The organism is Blautia sp. 1001283B150304_161114_C9 (genome assembly GCF_015668165.1).
Classification (GTDB): Bacteria; Bacillota; Clostridia; order Lachnospirales; family Lachnospiraceae; genus Blautia_A; species Blautia_A wexlerae.
The window spans coordinates 1-6,574 of record NZ_JADPGO010000059.1 but is presented as its reverse complement, the minus strand read 5'-3'; the positions used below and the strand labels follow the sequence as shown (position 1 = coordinate 6,574).

Genomic DNA, 6,574 nt, shown 5'->3' with positions numbered 1-6,574 from the left:
AAATCCCATTACTTTGGCAATGTCCGCATCTTTGGTACTGCCTTTGTAATTTTTACAGGCGAACTGAAACGAATCCAGAAACAGTTCATATTGCTTTAACATTAACAGCAGTAAGTCTTTAGAAAAAGCGTCTTCTGTTTTATTAAGATCAAGAGGTAACTGTTTGAGAATATCGCCCATCACATCACGAATCTGCAATTCCTTCTTATCCGTAATATCAGTTTCATATTCATCGGTTTCCCCTTTGAGCCATTCAATCGATACATGAAGTGCTTCCGAAAGGCCTTCCAGTACCATCTTTTTGGTATTGTCAATCGAACCATTCTCATAACGCAGGATTGTGGAAGCGGTAACTCCCATCTTCTCTGCGACATAAGGCTGTGTCAGATTTAATTCGAGACGGCGCTGTTTTGCCCTGCTGCCGATCAGCTTGCGTAGTTCTTTATCTTTCATGCTGATGTGCCTCCTTTTTCGGTATGTCATTACTATACCACGCAACAAAATATATTGCAATATGCAATTTATAGAAAACGAATGAAATTTCATAATGCTTGACAAAGCAATATAAACACGCTATACTGACAGCACAAATGAAATTGCATAATGCAATTTAAAAGGAGGTGGTCATATGACACAAAGAAAGATTGCCTTATCTATTGAAGAAGCTGCTGATTATACGGGAATCGGCAGGAACACCCTGAGAAAACTGGTGGAATGGAAGAAACTTCCGGTATTAAAGGTTGGGAGAAAAGTCCTGATCAAAACGGATATGCTGGAACTTTTTATGGAAGCCAACGAGGGCAGAGACTTGAGGGATAAGGGAAATGTGAAAGCAGTCACAAGAAACGGTTCAACTTAAAAAAGCGGTTCCCGAAGAAACCGCCAAAGGTTCTATCAGACCGGAGTCATGATATACCTACACGCAAACAGATTATACCATGTACTTCGTCTGACAGACAACAGGAAACTTATGTTTGGAAGAAAAAGAAAGGACGATGATATTTATGGCAAGATCAACAAAGAGTTATGAGGAGCGTATGCTCCAGTTGGAAAAGAAAGAACAGGAAAGCCTTGAGAAAGCAAAACAGTATGCAGCACAGAAACGGGAACTGAAGAAACGTCAGAAAGATGTGGAAACTAAAAAGCGGACACACAGGCTCTGCCAGATTGGTGGTGCGGTGGAATCGGTGCTGGGTTCTGCGATTGAGGAAGATGATATCCCAAAGCTGATCGGCTTCTTAAAAAGGCAGGAAGCAAATGGGAAATTCTTCTCAAAGGCAATGCAGAAAGAGCCAGTTGCAAATACGGAGGAAGTGTAATGCCGGAGGGAGTGGATTTTCCATTCCCTTCATTGCTTTTTCATGAAGGGCGCACTTATGGACAACCAGAGGTCGTCCGTATAAGTTTGCCACAGGTGGCAACCGGTCTGCGCTTATGCTTGCCGGGCTCGTTCCGTCGGCGGGGCTTTCAGCCAGACCTGCTCATGCCGCAGGAGGCACTCTTCGCCAGAGGGGCGCATTCCATGCAGGCTGTTATGCACAGGGCACTCTTACGCAGAGGGCGTTCCGGCAGATACCATTTTCTTTTTGGGAAAACGTTACCTGCCGGAAATCAAAGCCGGATACGGCAGAAAGGGGGAAACGGAGCATGGCGATTTTTCATTATACAGTAAAGATTGTTGGACGCAGCAAAGGGAAATCCATCATATCAGCATCTGCGTATCTCAATGGTGATGTGATGAAAAATGAAGAAACAGGCAGGATCAGCTACTACACTGCCAAAAAAGAAGTCGTTTATACCAGCCTGTTGATGTGTGAAAATGCACCACAGGAATGGCTGAACGTACCTGCTGAAAATATCAGACGGTTTCAGAAATCTGCCCGATATAAAAGAGCAGATAACAAAGATGCTGCACTGGGAAAATTTAAACTTACTTTTCAGAAACAGCGTTTATGGAATGAAGTTTTGAAGATTGAGAAGACCTCGGATGCACAACTCGGCAGGTCATTTGAATTTTCGCTTCCGAAAGAATGGAGCCGACAGGAACAGATTGATTATACAACTGAATATATTCAAAAGACCTTTGTAGATAAGGGAATGTGTGCGGACTGGAGTATCCACGATAAAGGAGATGGAAATCCCCATGTGCATTTACTTGTGACGATGCGACCATTCAATCCAGACCACTCATGGGGGAACAAAGAAATCAAGGATTGGGAGTTTGTCAGAGATGAAAATGGAAATATTGTGGTGGATGAATCCCATCCGGACTGGTGGCAGGATAAAAAGAACCCTGACCGTCATGGAATCCGAATCCCCGTACTTGATGAAAATGGAGTCCAGAAAGTCGGGACAAGGAACCGCAAACAGTGGAAACGTGTATTAACCGATGCTACCGGGTGGAACAATCCGAAAAATTGTGAGCTATGGCGGAGCGAATGGGCAAACGTCTGTAATGCACATTTGAAAACGGAAAATCACATTGACCACCGTTCTTATGCAAGGCAGGGAAAATTAGAGATACCGACGATCCATGAGGGCGCAGATGCCAGAAAAATTGACGAGAAATTTCAAAACGGACAGACATCCTCTACTTCATGGAAAGTAGAGGAAAACCAGATCATAAAAAGACAAAATGCACTGCTGGATAAAATACAGATTTCTTTTGGAAAAGTATCCAGTGCATTAACACAATGGAAGGAGCGATTGCGTGACATTAGAAGAAAGCCGGGAAGTCATTCCCATGATGGAGACAATGATAAACCAGATCGAGGAACAGCAGAATCTTATGGCAGAGATGGTACAGGAATTGCAGGAACGGGACAGGCAGCTCCTGTCTTTTCAGGAGCAGAACCAGAGTTTAAAAAGCTTAAACAGCGAATTATCCAGGCTGCTAAATCTTTTGCCAGATACAGAAGAACTGCTCTCACAGATCGAGCAACAGAAAACCAGAATCGAACAGTTGGAAAACGAGAATCAGCAATGGCAGGAATTAACGCAGAAGCTGAACAACGAGAACAGCTTATTGCAGAAACAGAACAGCGAATTGCTGACCTTAAACAGCAGATAGAGAAAGCGAGGGAGATCGATGAGCGAATGCAGAAACTTAGAGAACGTCGGGCAGGTGGAAGAACTTCTGCTGATGACCGAACAGATGCAGGACGAACTGGATCAGAAAGACCAGACAATCCAGGAACTAAACAGGCAGCTAAGCGAATCGCTGACCTTGAACGAGAAATTGAACAGCGAAAACAGAGCCGAGAATATCGAAGCATTGCGGACAAGATTAAGGCAAACAGAGGAACGATTGACCAGCGAGACAGACAGCAGGAAAAGAGCCGACGCAGAAGCCGTGGCATGGAAATTTAAGTATGAAAAAGCAGAGCAGGAAAAACTTTATGCACAGACACACCAAAAGACGGTAGAGGTAGCTGTTGAGAAAAAAGTGCCTTATGAGAAATGTGAAAAATGTGACCGTACTGCTTACCGGAAAGCAAAAGAAAAATGCGATAGCCGTAAAAGCCAGTTAGAAAAGAAATATAAAAATATGACGATTGGTTATGAAAGTATCTTGTTTCTACTGGCATGGTACAGCATAACAACAACACTGTTTACTGCGATTCTTTCGCCGGTTTTCCTTAACGACTGTATCGTCTTTTTCGGTGCGTTAGGAAAAGGAATGGGAAGTTTATTTCGGGAGTTTGTGACAGGTGCAGACTCTTTCGGACAGTTAAGCAGTGGAATACCTAACAGTATTCTTTCCGGGATTGTGTACTGGCTGATTGCCGGTACTGTCATGGCAATTTTATTCGTAATAACCGGGTGGCTGATAATCGGGATTGGTTATCAGGTAGGAAAAATCTACCGGAAATATTGTTGGGATATCATCAGTATCGTGGTAGCGATAACGAGTACAGCTGTTGTAATTTACTTTGGAGAATGGATTAAAAACGCTAATCCGATAAATCTTATTGTATTGCTATTACTGTCGCATATTATTTATATTGGAATCAGATGTTATGTGAAAGACTGGATGGAAGAACGAGGATATTATTAAAAGAGGATAGGGAAATTTCATAATCTTCCTGTCCTTAGTAAGGGACTATTGATTGTTTATATAAAGAAAAAGTATATAAATAAATCTTGACAATTAGTACGAACTCGGGCTATAATATAAAAGTCCGGATTCGTACTAATTTAAGGAGAAAAAAGATGAGAAAAGATAATAATATGATAATACAGTTGCAACGATATTATGCTTTATGGAAAGAATGTACAGCAATGTATGAGGAATGGTCAAAGGATCAGGGACTGTCTTCAAATGGAGTTTTTGCTTTGTATTCACTTTATGAAAGTAATGGAAGATGCACGCAGAAAATGATAAGTGAAGAATGGAATATACCTAAGCAAACGGTAAATACGATACTAAAAGATTTTCAGAAAAAAGGATACATCAATATGGTATCTGATGATTCAGACAAGAGAAATAAGCTGATATGCCTCACAGAATCAGGAATGGAATATACGAAAGATATCATAGAAAAACGGCACTCAAAAGAAATATATGTAATCGAAAAAATGGGATTAGAGAATATAGAAAGTCTTAATGATAATACAGAGCTGTTTATCAGACTTTTCAAGGAAGGAGATTGTAAGAAAAATGAATCATAAATCATTATTTTTTAAATATGTTATTCCATCTATTATAGCATTTGCATTATCAGGAATATATGCGATAGTGGATGGATATTTTGTAGGCAATACCATAGGAGATGCTGGACTTTCGGCTATTAATATTGCATATCCGATTGAGGCTTTGATTCAGGCTCTTGGAACAGGAATTGGTATGGGAGGAGCTGTTTATTACTCAATTAATGCAGCAGAAAAGAAAGGAAAACGGGCAGAAGAATTTATTGCTACAAGCTGGTGGCTTCTTGTAATAGTAAGTGTTATCAGTACCATAATTATTTACTCCTTTTCGTCTAAAATTTTAGGATTGCTTGGAGCAGATGGAATTATATTAACAAATGCGACAGATTATATCAAAATTATAGCACTTGGAGCAATATTGCAGATTCTTGGAACTGGAATGATGCTATTCATTAGAAATTATGGAAACTCTTTCTGGTCAATGTTTGCGATGGTTGGTGGATTCATAACCAATATTGTTCTGGATTTTATCTTTGTATGGATATATGAAATGGGCATGAAAGGTGCAGCCACAGCTACAATAGCCGGACAGGGTGTGACTGCAGCAATTGCAATCATATACGCATTATATAATAAAAAGTTTTATGTGTATGTATCCTTAAAAAATGTAAAAGAAATGTGTGGCGCTATATTCAGAGTAGGTCTTGCACCATTTGGGCTAGCATTGACTCCTAATATTTCATTGGTGTTTATAAACCGATTCTCCGCTTCTTATGGGGGAGAAAAAGCTATTGCAACTTATGCATGTGTATCCTATATTATCTGTATCATATATCTCATATTGCAGGGCGTAGGTGATGGAAGTCAACCTTTAATGAGCCGTTTTTATGGTGAGAAGGATCAAGAAAGCCTGAGAGGAGTTCAGAGAATGGCATACATTTTTGCAATAATTCTTACTGTTTGTGGTGGAATTATCATGTATGTAAACAGAGCAAATATTGGAGGGGCTTTCGGAGCTTCTTATGAAGTAAGTATTGAGATTTCTAAAATTGTACCTATATTTTTAGTGTCATTACCATTTGTTGCGATTACCAGAATAGCGACAGCTGGATTTTATGCTACTGAAAAAAGTGGATTGTCATACATTCTTACATTCATTGAACCAGTATTGATGCTGATATTTATGCTTGTTTTACCACCTTTATTTGGTGGACAGATTATGATATGGTGGAGTACGGTATTGGCACGTGTTTTTTCAGCGATTCTGGCATTCATACTAATAAAATATTGCGAAAAGGGAGATTTGCAATATGGAATACAGAAAATTTAACAATCAGATAGTAGCAAGAATAATCTAGGTTTATCTATTGTATTTTTAAGGACAGCCTCATAGCAATAGGGCTGTCCTTTTAAAATTATGAAGCTAATTTTTAATAAATTCTAGTAGATTTTGATTGGAATAATCATAACTCTAATGAATCTTCAGCATCTACCCACATCTGTAAATTCCCATCAAGATATAACCTTGCATATTCTAATGGCTCATCGATTGCAAGCGATGTCAAAGCACAATCAGATCCAGGTGTGGTTCTTAAATTTTTTTCTGCTTCCCAACAATCAATACGGAGTATATAGCCCGTATTAGTATATACATCAATGCTGTTGCACTGTGGATTGTATTCTGCAAATATTGTTCTCATCGTATCCCATCTCCTTATCATTTAATCAATCAGTAGTAGCAAAAATTAAGAAGCATTTCAATCAGTTCACCATGTCACTTTTATTTTGTGTTATACTGTCTTATAGATTTTTCTTGCCCTTGTATTTGCCCTTATCAGAGTGCATAAACACTGATGGGACGATATAACACAAGGGAAATAATAAGGGAAAGCTCACCTGCGACAAATCCAGTGTTTTCAAGGGG

8 protein-coding genes are annotated in these 6,574 nt (G+C 39.6%); 6 read left to right on the top strand and 2 right to left on the bottom strand.

Annotated elements, in window-relative coordinates; genetic code table 11:
- Positions 1 to 453, bottom strand: a 453-nt coding sequence (locus tag I4V44_RS16760; RefSeq protein WP_196002996.1) for a helix-turn-helix domain-containing protein, incomplete at its 3' end; no start/stop codon positions are given.
- Between the two features lie 175 nt (positions 454 to 628).
- Between I4V44_RS16760 and I4V44_RS16755 the strand changes: the two genes are divergently transcribed.
- The 6 genes from I4V44_RS16755 to I4V44_RS16730 all read left to right on the top strand — a co-directional run bounded on the left by I4V44_RS16755 (position 629) and on the right by I4V44_RS16730 (position 5,980).
- Positions 629 to 859 carry a helix-turn-helix domain-containing protein gene (locus I4V44_RS16755; RefSeq protein ID WP_002578307.1) on the top strand — a complete coding sequence of 77 codons (231 nt, stop codon included), beginning with the start codon at positions 629 to 631 and terminating at the stop codon, positions 857 to 859.
- 145 nt (positions 860 to 1,004) lie between these two features.
- Entirely contained in the window at positions 1,005 to 1,319 is a 315-nt protein-coding gene (locus tag I4V44_RS16750; protein ID WP_002578306.1) for a DUF3847 domain-containing protein, read from the top strand.
- A 328-nt stretch (positions 1,320 to 1,647) separates the two neighbouring features.
- Positions 1,648 to 3,369: a MobA/MobL family protein gene (locus tag I4V44_RS16745; protein WP_009243741.1), complete on the top strand. Its 1,722-nt coding sequence runs from the start codon at positions 1,648 to 1,650 to the stop codon at positions 3,367 to 3,369.
- On the top strand, positions 3,308 to 4,057 hold the full coding sequence (locus I4V44_RS16740; protein WP_009243742.1) for a DUF6040 family protein: 750 nt from the start codon (positions 3,308 to 3,310) through the stop codon (positions 4,055 to 4,057). Before I4V44_RS16745 ends, I4V44_RS16740 begins: the two co-directional genes overlap by 62 nt.
- Before the next feature lie 155 nt (positions 4,058 to 4,212).
- A complete protein-coding gene (locus tag I4V44_RS16735; protein WP_173754497.1) occupies positions 4,213 to 4,671 on the top strand; it encodes a MarR family transcriptional regulator in 459 nt (152 codons plus the stop codon).
- Positions 4,661 to 5,980 carry an MATE family efflux transporter gene (locus I4V44_RS16730; protein ID WP_173754496.1) on the top strand — a complete coding sequence of 440 codons (1,320 nt, stop codon included), beginning with the start codon at positions 4,661 to 4,663 and terminating at the stop codon, positions 5,978 to 5,980. The genes I4V44_RS16735 and I4V44_RS16730 overlap by 11 nt, the downstream gene beginning before the upstream one ends.
- A gap of 133 nt (positions 5,981 to 6,113) precedes the next feature.
- Here the strand turns inward: I4V44_RS16730 and I4V44_RS16725 are convergent, their stop codons facing one another.
- Entirely contained in the window at positions 6,114 to 6,350 is a 237-nt protein-coding gene (locus I4V44_RS16725; RefSeq protein ID WP_002578301.1) for a DUF6061 family protein, read from the bottom strand.
- Between the last annotated feature and the right edge of the window lie 224 nt (positions 6,351 to 6,574).